Annotated in this window: 15 protein-coding genes; 13 read left to right on the forward strand and 2 right to left on the reverse strand. The window is 69.9% G+C overall.

What is annotated here, in order from left to right; genetic code table 11:
- Positions 1-38: 38 nt before the first annotated feature.
- The 9 genes from ASG12_RS08310 (at position 39) to ASG12_RS08350 (ending at position 13,339) form a co-directional block, all read left to right on the forward strand.
- Positions 39-2,408 carry an ATP-binding cassette domain-containing protein gene (locus ASG12_RS08310; protein ID WP_055788052.1) on the forward strand — a complete coding sequence of 790 codons (2,370 nt, stop codon included), beginning with the start codon at positions 39-41 and terminating at the stop codon, positions 2,406-2,408.
- A gap of 48 nt (positions 2,409-2,456) precedes the next feature.
- Complete coding sequence (locus ASG12_RS08315) at positions 2,457-4,187, forward strand: DUF3556 domain-containing protein (RefSeq protein ID WP_055788054.1); 1,731 nt, start codon at positions 2,457-2,459, stop codon at positions 4,185-4,187.
- Positions 4,188-4,192: 5 nt separating this feature from the next.
- Complete coding sequence (locus ASG12_RS08320) at positions 4,193-4,666, forward strand: OsmC family protein (protein ID WP_055788057.1); 474 nt, start codon at positions 4,193-4,195, stop codon at positions 4,664-4,666.
- 62 nt (positions 4,667-4,728) lie between these two features.
- Positions 4,729-8,244 carry an ATP-binding cassette domain-containing protein gene (locus ASG12_RS08325; RefSeq protein WP_055788059.1) on the forward strand — a complete coding sequence of 1,172 codons (3,516 nt, stop codon included), beginning with the start codon at positions 4,729-4,731 and terminating at the stop codon, positions 8,242-8,244.
- Positions 8,245-8,280: 36 nt separating this feature from the next.
- The gene (locus ASG12_RS08330; RefSeq protein ID WP_055788062.1) at positions 8,281-9,849 is read left to right on the forward strand and encodes a carboxylesterase/lipase family protein; all 1,569 of its coding nucleotides are present in this window, start codon (positions 8,281-8,283) and stop codon (positions 9,847-9,849) included.
- 16 nt (positions 9,850-9,865) lie between these two features.
- Positions 9,866-10,891 carry an alcohol dehydrogenase catalytic domain-containing protein gene (locus ASG12_RS08335; protein ID WP_055789340.1) on the forward strand — a complete coding sequence of 342 codons (1,026 nt, stop codon included), beginning with the start codon at positions 9,866-9,868 and terminating at the stop codon, positions 10,889-10,891.
- Entirely contained in the window at positions 10,888-11,205 is a 318-nt protein-coding gene (locus ASG12_RS08340; protein WP_045822906.1) for a Dabb family protein, read from the forward strand. Before ASG12_RS08335 ends, ASG12_RS08340 begins: the two co-directional genes overlap by 4 nt.
- Positions 11,202-12,356, forward strand: coding sequence for an endonuclease/exonuclease/phosphatase family protein (locus ASG12_RS08345; protein WP_055788065.1), 1,155 nt, complete (start codon positions 11,202-11,204; stop codon positions 12,354-12,356). The genes ASG12_RS08340 and ASG12_RS08345 overlap by 4 nt, the downstream gene beginning before the upstream one ends.
- Before the next feature lie 11 nt (positions 12,357-12,367).
- Positions 12,368-13,339 carry an aldo/keto reductase gene (locus tag ASG12_RS08350; protein WP_055788067.1) on the forward strand — a complete coding sequence of 324 codons (972 nt, stop codon included), beginning with the start codon at positions 12,368-12,370 and terminating at the stop codon, positions 13,337-13,339.
- Between the two features lie 31 nt (positions 13,340-13,370).
- Here ASG12_RS08350 and ASG12_RS08355 read toward each other — a convergent pair whose 3' ends face one another.
- Positions 13,371-14,195 (reverse strand): SDR family oxidoreductase, encoded by an 825-nt coding sequence (locus ASG12_RS08355; protein WP_055788070.1) that lies wholly within the window; start codon positions 14,193-14,195, stop codon positions 13,371-13,373.
- A gap of 159 nt (positions 14,196-14,354) precedes the next feature.
- Between ASG12_RS08355 and ASG12_RS08360 the strand changes: the two genes are divergently transcribed.
- Positions 14,355-14,846, forward strand: coding sequence for a phospholipase A2 (locus ASG12_RS08360; RefSeq protein ID WP_055788073.1), 492 nt, complete (start codon positions 14,355-14,357; stop codon positions 14,844-14,846).
- 10 nt (positions 14,847-14,856) lie between these two features.
- Here ASG12_RS08360 and ASG12_RS08365 read toward each other — a convergent pair whose 3' ends face one another.
- Positions 14,857-15,288: a VOC family protein gene (locus tag ASG12_RS08365; RefSeq protein ID WP_055788076.1), complete on the reverse strand. Its 432-nt coding sequence runs from the start codon at positions 15,286-15,288 to the stop codon at positions 14,857-14,859.
- A gap of 77 nt (positions 15,289-15,365) precedes the next feature.
- On the opposite strand from ASG12_RS08365, the gene ASG12_RS08370 reads away from it, so the two are divergent.
- From ASG12_RS08370 to ASG12_RS08380, 3 genes are read left to right on the forward strand one after another with little or no spacing between them, the layout of a single operon-like run.
- A complete protein-coding gene (locus tag ASG12_RS08370) occupies positions 15,366-15,995 on the forward strand; it encodes a mismatch-specific DNA-glycosylase (RefSeq protein ID WP_082501807.1) in 630 nt (209 codons plus the stop codon).
- A complete protein-coding gene (locus tag ASG12_RS08375) occupies positions 15,992-16,546 on the forward strand; it encodes a DUF1990 family protein (RefSeq protein ID WP_055788079.1) in 555 nt (184 codons plus the stop codon). The genes ASG12_RS08370 and ASG12_RS08375 overlap by 4 nt, the downstream gene beginning before the upstream one ends.
- A 49-nt stretch (positions 16,547-16,595) precedes the next feature.
- Positions 16,596-17,501 (forward strand): alpha/beta hydrolase, encoded by a 906-nt coding sequence (locus tag ASG12_RS08380; protein WP_055788082.1) that lies wholly within the window; start codon positions 16,596-16,598, stop codon positions 17,499-17,501.
- Positions 17,502-17,505: the final 4 nt, after the last annotated feature.

Here is a 17,505-nt window from a genome sequence, read left to right on the forward strand (position 1 = left end):
CGATCTGTATCACCGTTGACCGCAAAGTAGGAGCCCCCATGCCCCCCGCGTCCACCGCGCACGTCGCCGACAGCCACGACCTGATCCGGGTGCAGGGGGCGCGGGAGAACAACCTGCGCGACGTCGATGTCGTGATCCCCAAGCGCCGCCTCACCGTGTTCACCGGCGTGTCCGGCTCGGGCAAGAGTTCGCTGGTGTTCGCGACCATCGCCGCGGAATCGCAGCGGATGATCAACGAGACCTACAGCGCGTTCCTGCAGGGGTTCATGCCGACCCTGGCCCGCCCCGATGTGGATCTCCTCGACGGACTGACCACCGCCATCATCGTCGACCAACAGAGGATGGGCGCCGACCCACGGTCGACTGTCGGCACCGCGACCGACGCCAACGCCATGCTGCGGATCCTGTTCAGCCGCCTGGGGAAGCCGTATGTCGGTTCGTCGCAGGCGTTCTCGTTCAACGTTGCCTCGGTCAGCGGCGCCGGGGCCGTCAACGTCACCCGCGGCGGTCGCGACGTGAAGAAGCGCGCCAGCTTCACCATCACCGGCGGCATGTGCCCCCGCTGCGAGGGACGCGGCTCGGTCAACGACATCGACCTCACCGCCCTCTACGACGACGCGAAGTCGTTGCAGGACGGAGCGCTGACCATCCCCGGCTACACGATGGACGGGTGGTACGGACGGATCTTCGCCGGCTGTGGCTTCTTTCCCTTCGACAAGCCGATCGCGACGTTCACCAAGCGACAACTCGACGACCTGCTCTACAAGGAGCCGACGAAGATCAAGGTCGAGGGCATCAACCTCACCTACGAGGGGATCATCCCCAAGATCCAGAAGTCGATGCTGTCCAAGGACGTCGACGCCATGCAGCCGCACATCCGCGCCTTCGTCGAACGCGCCGTCACCTTCGCCACCTGCCCCGACTGCGACGGCACCCGCCTGAACGAAGGCGCGCGTTCGTCGAAGATCGCGGGGAAGTCCATCGCCGACGCGTGCACCATGCAGATCAGCGACCTCGCGGTCTGGGTCCGCGGGATCAGCGACGCCGCCGTCGCGCCGCTGATCGAGTCACTGGGGGAGACCCTCGACTCGTTCGTCGAGATCGGACTCGGCTACCTCAGCCTCGACCGACCGGCGGGGACGCTGTCCGGCGGTGAAGCGCAGCGCACCAAGATGATCCGGCACCTCGGGTCGTCGTTGACCGACGTGACCTATGTGTTCGACGAGCCGACCACCGGTCTGCACCCGCACGACATCGCCAACATGAACGACCTCCTGATCCGCCTGCGCGACAAGGGCAACACCGTGTTGGTGGTGGAGCACAAGCCGGAGACCATCGCCATCGCCGATCACATCGTCGATCTCGGTCCCGGGGCCGGATCGAGCGGCGGCACGGTGTGTTTCGAGGGCACCGTCGACGGGTTGCGCTCCAGCGACACCGTCACGGGACGGCATTTCGACGACCGTGCGTCGCTGAAGGACACGGTGCGCGAGCACACCGAGGTGATCGAGATCCGGGGCGCCGATTCCCACAACCTGTTGTCGGTCGACGTCGACGTCCCGCTGGGCGTGCTGGTGGTGGTGACCGGTGTCGCCGGTTCGGGCAAGAGTTCGCTGATCCACGGTTCGCTGTCGGGACTCGACGACGTGGTGTCGGTCGACCAGAGCCCCATCCGCGGCTCGCGACGGTCCAATCCCGCCACGTACACCGGTCTGCTCGACCCCATCCGCAAGGCCTTCGCGAAGGCCAACGGCGTGAAACCCGCTCTGTTCAGCGCGAATTCCGAGGGTGCCTGCCCGACCTGCAACGGCAACGGGGTGATCTACAGCGACCTCGCCATGATGGCGGGCGTCGCCACCACCTGCGAACTGTGCGAGGGCCGTCGGTTCATGGCCGAGGTGCTCGAGTACCACCTCGGTGACCGCGACATCAGCGAGGTGCTCGCGATGTCGGTGGCCGAGGCGACCGAGTTCTTCGGGTCCGGGCCGGCCGCGACACCGGCGGCGCACAAGATCCTCGAACGTCTCTCCGACGTCGGACTGGGCTACATCAAGCTCGGTCAACCGCTGACCACCTTGTCCGGAGGGGAGCGGCAGCGACTGAAGCTCGCCACCAACATGGCGGGCAAGGGCGGGATCTACGTCCTCGACGAGCCGACCACCGGGCTGCATCTCGCCGACGTCGAACAGTTGCTCGGCCTGCTCGACCGGCTCGTCGAGTCGGGGAAGTCGGTGATCGTGATCGAGCACCATCAGGCGGTGATGGCGCACGCCGACTGGATCATCGACCTCGGGCCGGGAGCCGGCCACGACGGTGGTCGCATCGTGTTCGAGGGGACACCGGCCGATCTCGTCGCCGACCGGTCGACGCTCACCGGCGAGCATCTCGCCGCGTACGTCGGAGCCTGACCGGCCGATAGCGAACCAAGCGAGCGCTTGGTTTGTTAGCGTCGCCGGGTGGGATTCCTGACGCAGACCACCCCGGACGTCGACCTGGCCACCTGGAAGACGGGCACGCGCGCGGAGAAGATCGTGCCGATGGCGCGGCACTGGGCCGAGGTGGGGTTCGGCACTCCGGTGGCGCTGCACCTGTTCTACGTGATCAAGGTGCTCGCCTACGTGGTCGCCGCGTGGCTGCTGTCGGTCGGCACCTCCGACGTGGGAGGGCTGACCGACGTCCGCGGGTGGTGCGACGAGCCGGTCGTGTTCGCGAAGGTCGTGCTGTTCACGATGCTGTTCGAGGTCGTCGGACTCGGGTGTGGTTTCGGACCGCTGAACAATCGCTTCTACCCACCGATCGGGTCGATCCTCTACTGGCTGCGTCCGGGCACCATCCGGCTGCCTCCCTGGCCGCGCCGGATCCCGCTCACCCGGGGCGACGAGCGCCGCCCCGTCGACGTCGCGCTCTACGCGGCTCTGCTGGTGTCGTTGCTGGCGGCGCTGATCGTGACCGAGCCGCCGCGCTGGCTGATCGCGGTGATCCTGGTGGTGCTGGGAGCAGCCGCGCTGCGCGACAAGACGATCTTTCTCGCCGCGCGCGGAGAGGTCTACGCCGCGCTGACGGTCACGTTCCTGTTCGCGACGGTCGACGCCATCGTCGCGGCGAAGATCGTGTTCCTCATCATCTGGGTCGGGGCGGCGACCTCGAAACTCAACCGGCACTTCCCGTTCGTGGTGTCGACGATGATGTCGAACAACCCGATCCTGCGGCCCCGGTTCATCAAGCGAGCGTTCTTCGAGCACTTCCCCGACGATCTTCGACCGGGTCGGCCGGCACGCACGATCGCGCACCTGAGCACGGTGATCGAGATGGCGGTCCCCCTGGTGCTGTTCTTCTCCGGCGGCGGTTGGCCGACAGCGGTGGCCGCGGTGGTGATGCTCGTGTTCCATTTCGGGATCCTCTCGGCGATCCCGATGGGGGTTCCCCTGGAGTGGAACGTCTTCATGATGTTCGGCGTCCTCGCTCTGTTCGTCGGCCACGCCGACGTCGGGCTCGGTGACCTCGCGTCTCCGTGGTGGGTGATCGCGCTCGCGGTCGTCTCGGCGGGCACCGTGGTGATCGGCAACCTGTTCCCGCGCAAGGTGTCGTTCCTGCCGGGGATGCGGTACTACGCCGGGAACTGGGACACCGGGATGTGGTGCATGAAGCCGTCGGCGGCGGCGAAGATGGAGGCCAACCTGGTCGCCATCGCGGCGATGCCCGCCTCCCAACTCGAGCGGGTCTACGGCGCCGGCGACGCCATGCAGATCCCGCTGTACATGGGATATGCGTTCCGCGCCTTCAACACCCATGGTCGTGCCCTGTTCACCCTCGCCCATCGCGCCATGGCGGGTCTCGACGAGAGCGACTACGTGCTCACCGACGGTGAGCGCATCTGCAGCACCGCCATCGGTTGGAATTTCGGTGACGGCCACATGCACAGCGAGCAGCTGATCGCCGCACTGCAGGCCCGCTGTGCGTTCGAGCCGGGAGAGGTACGCATCGTCCTGCTCGACGCCCAGCCCATCCACCGTCAGCGGCAGGAGTACCGGCTGGTGGATCCGGCGGTGGGCGAGTTCGAGCGCGGGTTCGTCCGCGTGGCCGACATGGCGACCGCGCAGCCATGGGACGACACGATTCCCGTTCATCCGTATTTCGATCCTGAGGATCGCAAATCTGGACAGGTCAGCGGCCCGCGACGACCGTGACTCTCATGACTTCCACCATCCGCGCCAGCGTTGTGCCGTTCGTGATCGAGGCCGAGGGGACCGGCGTCGCGCAGACGCTCACCTCCCAGGGCGACAACAAGCACGTCTTCGAGACCGACGCGTACCCCGCGTTCGGCGGCAAGGACGAAGCGCCCAGCCCGCTGTTCTACGCCCTCGGCTCGCTCACCTCGTGCAACCAGGTGACCGCCGCTCTCGTCGCCAAGGACCTCGGCATCACGCTGGGCAAGTTCTCCTTCACGGTGCAGGGCGACCTCGACACCCTCGTGCTCGTCAAGGGCGAGGAGGGCAACGCCAACTTCGACAAGGTGTCGGTGCGCGCCACCGTCGAGACCGACGCCACCGACGAGCAGTTCTCGACCTTCGTCTCCGAGATCGAACGTCGTTGCCCCGTCACCCAGCTCTTCGTGCGCAGCGGGCTCGAGTTCGACAACCAGTGGACGCGTGCAGATCTGAGCTGACGGCTCTCCGGCGCCGAAAATGAGGTGCCGACCGTCGGTGGCGGTGCGTAGCGTTTCTAACGATGACCGCCACCACGACCCCCCAGCCCACCCGCGCCGCGCCGGCGCGGGTGGGCTCTGTCGTGGCCGCGGCGCGCCCGGTCTCGTGGCGTCGGTTGGCGCGTCCCGCGACCGGGGCGGCGCTCGTCGCGCTGACCGTCGCCGCGATCCTGCAGGCATCGGGCACCGTCGTAATCGGACGCGTCGCCGCCGATCCCGGGTGGACGCTCGTGATGGCCCTGGCCGGATGTCTCCTCGGATACGCCCTTCTCGACACCGCCGGCCGCACCGTGTGGGCCGGGTGCGCCGATCGGGCCGAGGGTGAGCTGCGCGGCGACCTCCTGAGCGCGGCTCTGCGCCAACCACTCGACCGGCTCTCCGAGCAGGCGGTGGGCGAGGTGCTCGACCGCGTCGACGACGACACCCATGAGGTGGGCACGCTGGTGCGCCTGCAGGTGTGGGACGCCCTGCGCACCGTTGTCGGGACGGTTCCGATGCTGATCGTCGCCGGGCTCACCTGGTGGCCGGCGTTCATCATCTTCCCGGTGATGGGTCCACTCATCCTGTTCTCGATCCGACCGTTGCTGACCGAGCTGCGCGCACGGAAGGTGTCCGAGGAGATCGCCTGGACCGATCACGCCGCGGCCATGGAGGAGGGTCTCGCCGCCGCCGACGACCTCCGCACCAGCGGCGGGCAGGCCTACCTCGTCCGACGCTGTGCCGAACTCTCCGCCGAGATCAGCCGCAGGTTCCGGCGCGTCATCGTCGCCGAGACACGCATCACCATGCGTGCCGGCGGGCTGCTGTACGTACTGCTCGGCGGCGTGGTGGTCGCCGGAGTGGCGCTCGTCGCCGACGGCGATCTCGACGTCGCCCGCCTCATCACGCTGTACCTCGTCAGCTCCGGACTCATCGGCCAGATCAACCAGCTCGCCCGGCATCTGCCCGAACTCCAGGCCGGCATGGGCGCGGTGGTGCGTCTGCGCCAGGTCCTCGACGCCACCCCGGAGCCGACCGGTGGCGCGACGCTGCCCGACGGTCCGGTCGACATCGCCGTGCGCGGACTGTCGTTCGCCTACTCCGACGGACCGACCGTGCTCTCGGACGTCGATCTCGTGGTGGACGCGGGACAGACCTGCGCGCTGGTGGGCCGCACGGGGTCGGGCAAGTCGACACTGGCCTCGCTGGTCTCCCGAGCGGTCGACCCGCCGCGGGGAACGTTGTTCGTCGGTGGCGTCGACGTCTGCGACCTCGACCTCCACGACCTGCGGTCGTCGGTCGGTGTCGTCACCCAGCGCACCGAGATCATCGCCGGCACGCTGGCCGAGAACATCGCACTGTTCGCCGACACCTCACGCGATCGCGTGCGCGACGCCCTGGCCGACCTCGAAGTCGACGACTGGGTGGCCGGGTTGCCCGCCGGGATCGACACCGTCCTCGGGCCCGGCGGTACCCGGCTGTCCGCGGGCGAGGAACAACTCGTCGCCTTCGCGCGACTCCTGGTCCGTGACGTACGCGTGGTGGTACTCGACGAGGCCACCGCCCGGATGGATCCCGTCACCGAGGCGCGGGTCGTGCACGCCGCCGACCGACTCCTCGCCGAGCGGACCGGCATCCTCATCGCGCACCGACTCACCACCGTCGCCCGTGCCGACACCGTCGCCGTCCTCGACGGCGGGCGGGTCATCGAGTACGGCTCGCGCGTGGCCCTGCAGTCGGGGAGCGGCCCGTTCCGGCGGCTCCTCGATGCCGCCGATCTCGATCCGCGCGGTGCCGACGACACGGCGGACCACGGTTCGCCCGGTGTCGGCGGGGTGCGCCGCACCGGCACACCACCGACACCCCGCCCGACCGCAGGAGGATCGAGCCTCACGCGCGGCATCCGACGGATGCTGGTGACCCACCCCCGCTGGGGCGTGGTCGGGACCGCGCTGTTCGCGTTCGCCGCGATCGTCGGCGCCGGCGGCGCGCTCACCGGCTTCGTGTGGGGCCATCTGGTCGCGGACCTGCAGCGCGGTCAGACCCCGATCGGTCTCACCACCGCGATGCTCGGTGTGCTGCTGAGCGCTCCGTTCGTGCTCGCCGCCGCGCTGCGCGGATTCCTCCCGTGGTGGACCGCCGTGTCGCTGCGGATCCGCATGACGGTGCTCGAGGCGCAGACGCGGTCGCACCGCCTGCCCCGCACCCCGCCCGGCGAGGTGATGTCGCGTGTCCTCGACTCCGACCGCTTCCTGCGCTATGGCGACCGGTGGATCGATGTCATCAACGGCCTGTTCGTGGTCGTCGTGACCGCGGTCCTCGGTGGAAGCGTGCTCGCCGGCGGGATCCTGCTCGCGGTCATGCTCGCCGCCGCCGCGGCGTCGGTGGTCGGACGGCCCATCGCCGGGCGGTCGGCCGCCGCCGCCTCGGCGACGCGGGCGGGGTTCGGGCGCGCTCTCGTCTCGTCGCTCGAAGGCGTGCGCACGGTCAAACTGGCTGCCGCCACCGAGGACGTGCACGCCCACCTGACCCGCGTCGACGACGGTCGCGTCGACGCCGCGGTGCGTGAACACCGCGTCCAGTCGGTGCTCATCGGGGTCCCGGTCGTGATGGTGCAGGTCGGGGTGGTGGCCGCCTGGACGATCTACCTCCTCGGCGGATGGGGTCTGGCGACAGCACTTCTCGTCTCCGGCGCGGTCGCGGGTTTCGACTACTTCGGTCGCGTGGCCGGTGCGGTCATCACCGAGGCGCCGGGCACCCGAGCGTGGCAACGCGCCACCGCCGGATTCGCCGGCGGCGCCGACCTGATGGACATCCCCGGTGGCGTCGACCTCATCGCCGGGACCGCACCCGCGGCGCCGGCCGAGCCCCGGGACCCGCTGCGGAGCCTCGAACTGCGCGGCCTCACCGCGGTCCACGACGACGGCACCCGGGGCGTGATCGGAGTCGACCTGACGGTGACGGCGGGGGAGTTGGTCCTGCTCGTCGGTCAGGTCGGGTCGGGCAAGTCGAGCCTCCTGTCGAGCCTGTGCGGACTCGTCGCGCACACCGGGTCGATCCGCTGGAACGGCACCGAGGTGGACGACGTCGAGACGTTCCTGCGGCCGGGTCGGGTCGCCCACATCGCCCAGGTGCCGCGCGTGTTGTCGGGCACCTTCGCCGACAACATCGCCCTCGACCACGACCGTCCCCTCGCCGACGCCGTGGCGGCAGCCCGACTCGAACCCGACGTCACCGCGGCCGGCGGGATCGACGCCGTGATCGGGCATCGGGGCGTGCGGCTGTCGGGCGGGCAGGTCCAGCGACTGGCGTTGGCGCGTGCGCTTGCCGTGCGTCCGGAACTGCTTCTCGCCGACGACGTGTCGAGTGCGCTCGATGCCACAACCGAGGTGGAGCTGTGGGCGGGCTTACGAGAACGCGGCATGACGATCCTCGGGGCGAGCTCGAAGCGGGCGGCATTGGCGCAGGCCGACCGCGTTGTCGTGCTCGTCGACGGCATGGCCGTCGCCACCGGCGCGTGGCGGGAACTCGAGACGCGCTGGGGGCACCTCGCCGGCTGAGCGCTCGGTGCCGTCGGCGTTCGGCACACTGGACCGATGAGCGACGACACCGTGGTGATGACCGACAGCGGACCCGTCCGCGGGTCGGTCACCCACACCGAACCCACCGACACCGAGGCGACGGCGACCATCCGGTCGTGGAAGGGCGTGCGCTACGCCGCGCCGCCCGTCGGCGACCTGCGATGGCGAGCACCGCAACCGCCGACCCCGTGGACCGAACCCGCCGACGCGACGCGGTTCGGTGCGGCGGCGCCCCAGCCGACGCTGCCGTTCTTCGATCTCGGCGACGGCGTCACCCTCGACGAGGACTGCCTGTTCCTCAACATCTGGGCCGCCGACACCGACACCGACTCGCCGCGGCCGGTGATGGTGTGGGTGCACGGCGGCGCCTACGTCCTCGGTGCCGCGAGCCAGCCGATGTACGACGGCACCTCGCTCGCCGCAAGCGGCGAGGTCATCGTCGTGACCGTGAACTATCGGCTGGGAGCGCTGGGGTTCCTGGACCTGACGTCCTTCGATTCCGCCGACCACCGGTTCGAGTCGAACCTGGCGCTGCGGGACGTGATCGCCGCACTGCGCTGGGTGCGCGAGAACATCGCCGCCTTCGGTGGCGACCCGGACCAGGTCACCCTGTTCGGAGAGTCCGCCGGCGGCGGGATGGTCACCACCCTCATGACCGTCCCCGCCGCCGAGGGCCTCTTCCACCGCGCCATCGCTCAGAGCTCACCGGCCACCTCGGTCTACGACAGCACCCGTGCCCGCGGCATCGCCGAGAAGTTCCTCGAGAACATCGAGGTGTCACCCGACGCCCTCACCGATCTGTTGTCGATCCCCGCCGACCGGATCGCGCAGGTGGGCAACGCCCTGTTCGACGCCACACCGAAGACTTCGCCGGGCACCCTCGCCTTCGCTCCCGTCGTCGACCGCGATCTCGTCCCCGACTATCCGGTGACGGCGCTCCGGGATCACCGTGCCCACCCTGTGCCCCTGATGATCGGCACCAACAAGGACGAGGCCGCACTGTTCCGGTTGATGCGCTCGCCGCTCATCCCGATCACCCGCGACTCCATCCGCTCGATGTTCGCCCAGATCGCGCGGGAGCGACCCGATCTGCCGCTCCCCACCGAGGAGGTCGTGCTCGAGGCCTACGCCGACGTGCGCGCGAAGGGGCGCGGTGAGGCCGTGGCCCGCGACATCGGGTTCCGTATGCCGACGGTGTGGCTCGCCGACGGCCACAGCCAGATCGCGCCGGTGTTCCTCTACCGGTTCGACTGGGCGACCACCATCCTCCGGTTGTTCCGCATCGGCGCCACCCACGCCACCGAACTGCCCTACGTCTTCGGCACCCTCACCAGCGGCTGGAAGGACATCACCTTCAAACTCGGGGGGCGCGCGACCGGGGAGGCGGTGTCGCGGCGGATGCAACGCCGATGGATCGGCTTCGCCGTCTCCGGCACGCCCGACGGTCTCGACGGCGACCCGGCCTGGCCGCCCTACGGCGACGACCGCGCCACCCTGGTCATCGACAGCACCGACGACGTGGTCGTCGATCTCGACCGGGCGATCCGCTCGGCCTGGGGCGACGAGGTGCTGAGCTTCACCTGACCGGCACACTGGGGTGGTGCGCGCAGCGATCTACCGCAGTTTCGGGGGACCGGTCTCGATCGAGGAGATCGACGACCCGCCCTGTCCGCCCCACGGGGTGATCGTCGCGGTCGGCTCGACCGGCCTGTGCCGCAGCGACTGGCACGGCTGGCAGGGCCACGACCCCGACATCCCCCTGCCGAACGTCCCCGGCCACGAACTCGCGGGGACCGTCGTCGAGGTCGGCCCCGACGTGCGGAACTGGACCGTCGGCGCGCGCGTGACCGTTCCGTTCGTGTGCGCGTGCGGCGAGTGCGCGGCCTGTGCCCGCGGCGACCAGCAGGTGTGTGAGCGACAGACGCAACCGGGATTCACCCACCACGGGTCGTTCGCCGAACGTGTCGCCCTCGACCACGCCGACGTCAACCTCGTCGCCGTTCCCGACGCCGTCGATCTCGACACCGCGGCGTCGCTGGGATGCCGCTTCGCGACGGCCTACCGCGCGGTGGTCCAGGTGGCCGACGTCCGCGCCGGAGAACGGGTCGCGGTCCACGGATGTGGGGGAGTGGGCCTGTCGGCGGTGATGATCGCCGCCGCCCGTGGTGCCCACGTGGTCGCCGTCGACCCGTCGGAACGCAGTCGTGTGCGGGCGGCCGAACTCGGTGCGGCGCAGACCTGTTCGGACGCGGACGGTGTGACCGACATGGACGCGTCGATCGACGCGTTCGGCGCGCCGACCACCATGCGCGCCTCGCTCGGATGCCTCCGACCGCGTGGCCGCCACGTGCAGGTCGGTCTGCTCGGTGCGGACGACACCCCGCCGGTGCCGATGGGCGCGGTGATCGCGCGAGAACTGCAGATCCTCGGCAGCCACGGCATGGCCGCCCACACCTACCCCGCGATGCTCGCCGAGATCGCCGACGGCACCCTGCGACCGCAGGATCTGGTGCGCGAGACGATCGGCCTCGACGAGGCACCGGCCCGCCTCATGGCGCTCGGGGAGCCGTCGGCGGGTGTCGGTGGCGTGACCGTGGTGCGTGTGGCCGCCATAATCGGGTCATGATCCGCAACGTGGTGGTGGGCCGACTCCGGGTGACCGACGACGACGGGCAGGCGCGGGCCGACCGACGGCAGCTCCGGGCGGGCCTCGATGGCATCGCCGCGTTGCGTCTGCCGGGGGTGTTGGCCAACCACTGTGGCCTCGACGCCGAACTACGCGCCGGTGGTTGGGATTTCGCCATCACCAACGACTGGATCGACGCCGCCGCCTACGAGGCGTACGACACCGACCCTGTGCACAACGTGTTCCGTGCGCAGATCGTGGAGGTGTGCGACCAGGTCGCCCGCGTGCAGTTCGAGATCGCCCCCGGCCTGTGACGCTCACCGCCGATGTCGCCGTCCACACGATCCGGCGTATCCCGCGCTCGCCGGACCCGCGACTCCCGCGCATCGACGTCGACGACCACCGCCCGGGGCTCATCGACGTCGTCGGCACCAGCATCCGTGACCGCGGTTGGTGGGTGATCGTCGGCATCGCCATCGGGATCGTGATCGCTGTCCTCGCCTCCGGGGCCGTCGTCTCCGCGGCGATCGCGGGTGCCGTCGGCGGGTTCGCGCTGGCGTTCGCGGTCTCGCAGTTCCTCGGACTGCGCCTCGGCCCGCATCGCACCGACACCCCGATCGTCGACGTGGTCCCCGAGACGCTGCGGGTGATGGAGTTCAACGTCCACGGCGGGATGGGTGGGCCCGGGAAGTTCTTCGCGACCCGCGCGACGCTCGACCACCTCGCGGCCACCATCGCCGCGCACCGTCCCGACATCGTGCTGCTGCAGGAACTCGACGACTTCGCCGCGCGGTCCAACGGGACCGACACCCTCGCCCGCCTGGCCCGTCGACTCACGCCCACCGGCGCGGTGATGGCCCCCGCGGCGGAGAAGATCTACGGCCGCCGCGAAGGGACGGGGATCCTCACCTTCGGCGGGATCACCGTCGGCGACGCCCGCGGACTCCGGATCTCCGACCCGTTCGGCGACGGCACCGGCCGGCGCCTGCGATCGGCCGCCGACATGTGGATCGGGGTGATCGGCGGATGGATCGGCCGCCGCCCACGACCGTTCGGGGCGGTCACCGAGTACCAACCGCGCGGGGCGTGCGAGGCGATGATCCGCACCCCGGCGGGCAACGAGATCCGCGTCGTGTCCGGACATTTCAGTTCCCCCCACGACGGCGTCGACGAACCCGCCCGTCAGGTCGCACCTGTCGCGGAGATCCTCGGCCGGTGGCAGGGGCCCACCATCGTCGGTGCCGATTTCAACGTCCGCGACGGCTCATCGGAGTTCACGGAGGAACACGAACGCTTCGCGGCCGCCGGGCTGACCGAGGCCACCGCCGGTGCACCCGCCAACAGCGACCGCATCTACGCGTCGGCGCATTTCGCCGCGACCGACGCGCGTAAACACGACACCCCGTCCGGGGAGCCACCGGCGAGCGACCACTCGCCGGTCACCGTCGACCTGCACCTGCGCTAGAAGGAGAACCGATGGACTACGTCAACCTGGGGACCAGCGGACTGCGCGTGTCGCGGATCAGCCTGGGCTGCATGACGTTCGGCGAACCCGGTCGGGGAACCCACGAGTGGACCCTGCCCGAGGAGCAGTCGCGACCCATCATCGCCCACGCCCTCGAGGCGGGCATCAACTTCTTCGACACCGCCAACTCGTACTCGGCCGGGTCGAGCGAGGAGATCGTGGGACGCGCGCTGCGTGACGTCGCCGACCGCGACGACGTCGTGATCGCCACCAAGGTGTTCCACAACGGCCGGAAGGCGCCGTACGAACGCGGGCTCTCCCGCAAGGCGATCATGACCGAGATCGACGGCAGCCTCCGACGACTCGGCACCGACCACGTCGACCTCTACCAGATCCACCGATGGGATCCGCTCACCCCGATCGAGGAGACCCTCGAGGCGCTCCACGACGTGGTGAAGGCCGGCAAGGCCCGCTACATCGGGGCGTCGTCGATGTACGCGTGGCAGTTCGCCAAGGCGCTGCACATCTCCGAACGCAACGGATGGACGCGCTTCATCTCGATGCAGGACCACTACAACCTGCTCCACCGCGAAGAGGAGCGGGAGATGCACCCGCTGTGCCTCGACTCCGGCGTCGGGGTGATCCCGTGGAGCCCGCTCGCCCGCGGTCGACTCACCCGCGACTGGGACACCACCACCGAACGCAGCTCCACCGACGCCTTCGGCTCGACGCTGTACACCGACGACGACCGCACCATCGTCGACGCCGTCGCCGCGATCGCCGACCGCCGTGGGGTCCCGCGCGCGCAGGTCGCGCTCGCGTGGGTCATGCACCAGTCGGCGGTCACCGCACCGATCATCGGTGCGCGCACCATCTCCCACCTCGACGACGCCGTCGCCGCGACCACACTGCGTCTCGACGACGACGAGATCGCGGTCCTCGAAGCCCCCTACCGGCCGCGACCCGTCGTCGGATTCGGCTAGACCGGATCAGCCCTGCGCTTCCAACGCTGAATCAGCCCTGCGCTTCCAGCGCGACGTCCTGCCACTGCTCCCAGTTCGCGATCCGGCTCTCGTAGTCGGCCTTCGCAATGCCCAGCGGCGCCTCGCCGAAGAACACCCGCAGGGGCGGGGTCTCGGCGTCGATCACCTTGAGCAGCGCACGCGCCGACGCCGCCGGGTCACCCGGTGTGCCGCTGCGCTTCGCGCGCGCCTGCTGGGCCTTCTCGTGGGCGTCGGCATAGGCGTCGAGCTCGGTCGCGTGCTTGGCCGACGGACCGCTCCAGTCGGTGGAGAAGCCGCCCGGCTCGATCAGCGTGACGTGGATCCCGAAGTCGGCGACCTCCTGGGCCAGCGACTGGGAGAAGCCCTCCAGCGCCCACTTGGACGCGTGGTAGAGCCCGACGAGCGGGAACGCGCTGATGCCGCCGATCGACGACACCTGCAGGATGTGGCCGCTTCCCTGCTCGCGCATGTAGGGGAGCGCGGCCTGCGTGATCCACAGTGCGCCGAAGACGTTCGTCTCGAGCTGTGCGCGCGCCTCCGCCTCACTGACCTCCTCGACGAACCCGAAGAGGCCGTAGCCGGCGTTGTTGATGACGATGTCGAGACGCCCGAAGGCGTCGTGCGCCTTCGCGACGGCGGCGAAATCGGCGTCGCGGTCGGTGACGTCGAGCGCGATGGGCAGGATCGCGTCCCCGTACTTCTCGACCAGATCGTCGAGCGACGAGGTGTCGCGTGCGGTGGCCGCGACCTTGTCGCCCCGATCGAGAGCCGCGATCGCCCACTCGCGTCCGAAACCCCGTGATGTGCCGGTGATGAACCAGACCTTGCCGCTCATGACTGCCGCCTCTCTCGCTGTGTGCGTGTCGACCGCACGATCGGCCGGTGCCGACCGTGGTCTCTCGTGGCAACGTCGTTACTCCTGCGCACCATTCCCGTCGCCGATGGTTTGCGCGATCGACCACCGCCCGACACACCGATCTGCTTAGTTCAGGCAATGAACAAAACCCGTGCGGCCGTCATCGCCGCCCTCCTGCTGTTCTTCGCGATCATCGGCGACGGCGCCGTCGCGAACGCCACCCCGACCGAGCAGTACCCCGTGGACCCCGCCGCGCAGGCCGCGTCGCAGGTCTACCCGGGTCCGCCGCTCAGCGCACAGACCCGCTCGCTGCAGCGCGCCGCCTTCGTGAGCGTGCCCAGCAACTACGTCTACAACGTGAACCTGGCGCCCGTCGCCCGTCACGACTACTGCACGTCGTCACCCGACAGCTACTTCAGCGCCGACTTCCGCGGACCCTGCGCGCGTCACGACCTCTGCTACGACGCCGCCGACCGCGCGGGCACCAACTACTCGGCCTGCAACTCGGCGCTGCGGACCGACCTGATCACCAACTGCGCGTACGCATATGGCGGCAGCGGAGCGTCGTACCAGACGTGCGTCGCCACCGCCGACGTCTACTACGCCGCGGTCACGGTCGCGCACCTGTAGCGGCGACCGACTAGACGAAGGCGACGGTCCCGTCGTCGCCGACCCGCCACCCGGGGTTGTGGGCGATCTCCCAGACCAGCCCGTTCGGGTCTCGCACATGGGCATGGAAGATGCCGCCGAACGCACCGTCGGAGGGTGGGACCAGAACCGTGGCCCCGGCCGCGACCATCTCGTCGACGACCGCGATGACCTCGTCGCGGTCGTCGACGTTGGAGGCGAGGGTGACGCCGCTGATACCGGTCGTCGACGTCGTCCCGCCGAGGTCCGCGTCGTACTTCTCCGCGTCGAAGAGGCCGAGCAGCAGCCCGGGTGCGACCTGGAAGAAGAGGATCTCGCCGGGCACGTCCATGAGGGCGTCCCACCCCAGTCGCGCGCAGTAGAACTCGCGCGCGGCGTCGAGATCCTGCGTCGCCACGGTGATGAAGTGCGTCTGCATTCGCATCGGCCCACGGTAGGACGATCGTCGACCTCGGCGCACGCGGCCGCCGATGGTCACCTGCCGGGGTGTACAAGTCAGGTATGGGATTCACGCGGGAACAGCTCGAGTCATATCGCGACGACGTCATCGACGACCTGATCGGACCCGACTGCCGATTGCTCATCGTGGGCATCAACCCCGGGTTGTGGACGGCGGCCACCGGCGCCCATTTCGCCCGTCCGGGCAACCGTTTCTACCCGGCGTTGCACTGCGCAGGCATCGTCCCGCGCATCATCGACGCCGCCGATGGATTCACCGACGCCGACCGCGCGACTCTCCTCGACGCAGGGATCGGCATCACGAATCTGGTGCCGCGGGCGACCGCCCGCGCCGACGATCTGACCACCGCGGAACTGAGAGCGGGCGCCCTGGTGCTCATCGAGACCATCGAGCGTGTGCAGCCGGCACTGGTGGCGTTCGCCGGGATCACCGCGTATCGCACGGCTTTTCAACGCCCGAAGGCGACCACCGGTCGTCAGCCCGACGACATCGCCGGCTGCCCGGTGTGGGTGATGCCCAACCCGAGCGGACTCAACGCCCACGACACCGTCGACACCCTCGCCGCCGCCTACCGTGACGCCGCCACCGCGGCCGGTCTCACCGTCGGGGCCACCGTCGCCGCCGCGGTGCCGCCACCCCGACTGCCGATCAAGAAGGTGCGACGACGGTGAGTCGGTCGACCACCCGCCTACCCGACGCGACGGTCGATGCGTTGCGACACGCTCCCTTCACCTACGCCGAGGTGGGCGCGACCGCAGAGGATCCACTGCCCGCGGGCTACGCACATCAGCGACGCGAGGTCACCGTCGGCCGCGGGGCGCAACGGTTCGCCCGGTGCGCGCAGGCGGTCATGGGGTGGCAGGTCCAGCTGCGGTCGGGGATCGCGGTGGCCACCTCCGACGACCCGATCGTCGACGGTGCGATCGCGCGGATCGCGATCGGGGTGGGTCCGCTGAGGCTGCATGCACCCACACGGGTCGTCTACGTCGTCGACGAGGAACGCCGATCCGGATTCGCCTACGGCACGCTCGCCGGACACCCGGAATCGGGCGAGGAGTCGTTCGTGGTCGAACACCGCCCCGACGACTCCGTCGTCTTCGCGGTCCGCGCCTTCTCGCGGCCGGGAAGTCTCCTCACCCGTGCGGCCGGCCCTCTGGGCCCCGTCGCCCAACACCTCGTCGCTGGGCGATACCTGCGCGCCGTGGCCGGTCTGCCCGACTGATCGACTGGCATCCTCGCGCCGCGGCCCCACGACTGCATAGGGTCTGCGCATGACCTTCACGCGAACCGATGTCGGCTTCAGCTCCGCGGGCGAGCGATGCGCTGGCTGGCTCTACCGGCCCCAGGCCGACGACAACGCGTCCGGGCCCGTGCCGATCGTGGTGCTCGGGCACGGACTCGGCGCGGTCAAGGAGATGCGCCTCGACGCCTTCGCCGAACGCTTTGTCGCCGCGGGATACGCCGCGCTGGTCTTCGACTACCGCCATTTCGGCGACAGCGAGGGCACCCCGCGCCAACTGCTCGACATCGGCAAACAGCGCGCCGACTGGCATGCCGCGATCGCCCACGCCCGCGGGCTCGACGGCATCGACCCCGATCGCGTCGCCCTGTTCGGCACCTCGTTCGGCGGCGGGCACGTGCTGGCCGTCGCCGCGCAGGACCCGCGGGTGGCCGCGGTGATCTCCCAGTGCCCCTTCACCTCCGGACTCGCCTCGGCGCTCACACTCGGGGTCGGGCCGTCGGTCCGCGTGACCGCCCTGGGGTTGCGTGACGCCGTCGCCCACCTCACGCGCCGGTCACGGGTGATGGTGCCCCTGGCCGGGCGCCCCGGCGAGGCCGCATTGATGAACGCCCACGACGCGCTCGGCGGCTACCTCGGCATCGTCCCCGAGGGCGAGGACGACTTCGCCAATGCCGTCGCGGCGACCATCGGGCTGCAGATCCCGATGCAGCGGCCCGGGAAGTACGCCGCCGACATCGAGGTCCCGGTGCTGTTCGGGGTCTGCGAGAAGGACACCGTCGCGCCGGCGGGACCGACCCTGCGGTTCGCCGCCAAGGCCCCCAAGGGCGTGATCAAGCGGTATCCCGTCGGCCATTTCGACATCTACGTCGGTGAACCCTTCGAGGTCGCCGTCACCGACTACGTGGAGTTCCTCGGCCAGGCCGTCGGGCACTGATGCA

The sequence above is a fragment of the Williamsia sp. Leaf354 genome (assembly GCF_001424365.1).
Taxonomy (GTDB): domain Bacteria; phylum Actinomycetota; class Actinomycetes; order Mycobacteriales; family Mycobacteriaceae; genus Williamsia_A.

Excerpts from the sequence above, each read along its gene's own strand:
- ASG12_RS08370 (WP_082501807.1), top strand. The coding sequence starts at position 15,366 with ATGGGATTCACGCGGGAACAGCTCGAGTCATATCGCGACGACGTCATC.
- ASG12_RS08360 (WP_055788073.1), top strand. The coding sequence starts at position 14,355 with ATGAACAAAACCCGTGCGGCCGTCATCGCCGCCCTCCTGCTGTTCTTC.
- ASG12_RS08365 (WP_055788076.1), bottom strand. The coding sequence starts at position 15,288 with ATGCGAATGCAGACGCACTTCATCACCGTGGCGACGCAGGATCTCGAC.
- ASG12_RS08320 (WP_055788057.1), top strand. The coding sequence starts at position 4,193 with ATGACTTCCACCATCCGCGCCAGCGTTGTGCCGTTCGTGATCGAGGCC.
- ASG12_RS08330 (WP_055788062.1), top strand. The coding sequence starts at position 8,281 with ATGAGCGACGACACCGTGGTGATGACCGACAGCGGACCCGTCCGCGGG.
- ASG12_RS08380 (WP_055788082.1), top strand. The coding sequence starts at position 16,596 with ATGACCTTCACGCGAACCGATGTCGGCTTCAGCTCCGCGGGCGAGCGA.
- ASG12_RS08310 (WP_055788052.1), top strand. The coding sequence starts at position 39 with ATGCCCCCCGCGTCCACCGCGCACGTCGCCGACAGCCACGACCTGATC.
- ASG12_RS08340 (WP_045822906.1), top strand. The coding sequence starts at position 10,888 with ATGATCCGCAACGTGGTGGTGGGCCGACTCCGGGTGACCGACGACGAC.
- ASG12_RS08355 (WP_055788070.1), bottom strand. The coding sequence starts at position 14,195 with ATGAGCGGCAAGGTCTGGTTCATCACCGGCACATCACGGGGTTTCGGA.
- ASG12_RS08325 (WP_055788059.1), top strand. The coding sequence starts at position 4,729 with ATGACCGCCACCACGACCCCCCAGCCCACCCGCGCCGCGCCGGCGCGG.
- ASG12_RS08350 (WP_055788067.1), top strand. The coding sequence starts at position 12,368 with ATGGACTACGTCAACCTGGGGACCAGCGGACTGCGCGTGTCGCGGATC.